We start from the raw sequence: 1,612 nt of genomic DNA on the forward strand, positions 1-1,612 counted from the left end.
GGCCGCCCCCGCAGGGCCCGCCGCCCCAGGGATCGCCCCAGCAGCAGGCACCCGCCGGTCCGCCGCCGGTCGCGCCCCCGCCCGTCGCGCCGCCGCCCCAGGAGCCGCCCGCGCCGGTGGAGGCACCGCATGCGGGGCACGCACCGGCCGAACCGGAGGCTCCGGCCGAAGAGCACGAATACGCCGAACAGGGCTACGACGCGCAGGAGTTCGACGACCGCTTCGCCGAAGAAGATCACCAGTACGGCGAAGAGGAGTACCCGCAGCAGGCCGAGCACGCGGGCGTGGCGAACGGCTCGTCGCCGGAGCCGGGCCGGGTGCCCGACCTCGAGGAGACCGCGGAATACGTCCCCGACCAGCCGATCGGCCAGGAGCAGCAGCCGCCGCGGGACGGTGAGCCGTTCCCCCGGCGCGAAGAGGAGCACGCCTTCCAGCCCGGCGCGGCCGCCGAGGAACCGGCCGGCCACCGGGAGGACGAGCCGTCGCACGCGTTCGACTCCGGTCCGGCCGGCCAGGACGACGAGGCGGGGCACGCCTTCGACACCGGGGAAGCGGACGCGTTCCAGCCCGGCCAGCAGCCGCACCACGACGACGACCCGTCCCACGCGGCCTTCCAGCCACCGCGGCACGACGAAGAACACGCCTTCCAGGCCCCGAGCCAGAACGACGAGGCGGCGCAGGCCTTCCAACCCGGCCAACCGCCGCACCACGACGAGGAACACGCCTTCCAGGCCCCAGGCCAGAACGACGAGCCGGCACACGCCTTCCAGCCCGGCCAGCAGCCACACCACGACGACGCCCCGTCCCACGCGGCCTTCCAGCCGCCCCGGCACGACGAAGAACACGCCTTCCAGCCCGGCCAGCCGCCGCGGCACGAGGACGAGCAAGCCTTCCAGGCCCCGGGCCGGCCGGCCCCGGCGGAAGACGCGGCCCCGTTCCAGCCGCCGCGACGGGAACCCGCGTTCGACCCCGGGCCGCCGACCATGATCACCCAGCCCGAGGTGCCCGGGGTGCTGCCGGTGCCGGAGCCGGCGGCGCCGCAGCCCGCCGCCCAGGCCGAGCCGCCCGCACCGCCGCGTCCGGGCCGCCGGGCGCTGCGCCGCGAGACCCCGGACCACCCGGTGCTCGCCGGCCTGCAGGCCAAGCTCGACGAGCTCGACGTCCCCGAAAGCAGCTACAAGCTGGGCGAGCCGGCCGAGCACGGGTGGAGCGTCGAAGAGGTCGACGACGGCTGGCGGGTCGGCTGGTACGACGGCAAGCTCAGCAACCCCGCGGTGTTCGGCGACGCCGAGGACGCGGCCGCGTTCATGCTCGGCAAGCTCCTGCTCAACCCGGAGGGCCACCTGCCCGCCGAGGAGCCGCCCGCCCCCGCGCCGGAGCCCGAGCCGGAACCGGCGCCGCAGCGGGTCGTCGCGACGCTGTCGCCCGAGGTCGCGACCGGCTCGTACCCGGTCCGCAAGCCCGAGCCGCCGGTGCCGCCGCAGGAGCAGACGGCCTTCACCAGCGCCGAGGAGCTCTTCGGCGACCTCGAGGACGACGAGCCGCCGGCCCCGCCGCGCCAGCCCGCGCCGGTTCCGGCCGGGCCGCCGCCGCTGGCCCAGCAGGCGGGTCC

The 1,612-nt window shown here is 76.9% G+C and carries 1 pseudogene; it reads left to right on the forward strand.

The window, feature by feature from the left end:
- Nucleotides 1-116: 116 nt before the first annotated feature.
- A pseudogene (locus IE317_RS44085) lies at nt 117-1,612 on the forward strand (glycohydrolase toxin TNT-related protein); the annotation flags it as partial.

It is taken from the genome of Amycolatopsis bullii, from assembly GCF_014654205.1.
In the GTDB taxonomy this organism is placed as follows: Bacteria; Actinomycetota; Actinomycetes; order Mycobacteriales; family Pseudonocardiaceae; genus Amycolatopsis; species Amycolatopsis plumensis.